The organism is Acinetobacter sp. GWC1_38_13 (genome assembly GCF_001767535.1).
GTDB lineage: Bacteria > Pseudomonadota > Gammaproteobacteria > Pseudomonadales > Moraxellaceae > Acinetobacter > Acinetobacter junii.
Window position 1 is genome coordinate 1 of the sequence record NZ_MELG01000099.1, and the last position, 405, is coordinate 405.

The following is a 405-nucleotide window of genomic DNA, read 5'->3' on the forward strand; positions in this document are numbered from 1 at the left end:
CATTAGGATTGCCATTGCTATATTGCTTGTAGTAATCATCTTTATCCCATGCTTTGCTGTAACTTAAACTTCCCAAAAGGTTGTACGGGAGTTCTTTATTAACGGCAAAGCTGACGTCTTGAAAGTTTGCATCAGAGAAGTTTTTGATTCGCTGATGACCATAGTGAGCATCTGCCGACCAACCTTGCCCTAAAGGTTGATGCCAACTGACATCAAGATAACCTGAACCACGAGAATGTTTATTAGTACCAATACCTAAAGTATCCGAGTTATTCCCGAAGTAATCTTGGGTGTAGGTAATGGAATATTTAACACTTAATGGTCCATAACTGATTTCTGGGATTATTTCACCGTAATCAAAGCGAGTATTTCCTGTTTCTGCTGTAGTTTTAGCGCCAGGATAAT

General features: G+C 39.3%; 1 protein-coding gene. It reads right to left on the reverse strand.

What is annotated here, in order from left to right:
- Positions 1-405 (reverse strand): TorF family putative porin (locus tag A2003_RS10535; protein ID WP_353743764.1); only part of this gene is annotated, 405 nt, incomplete at both ends.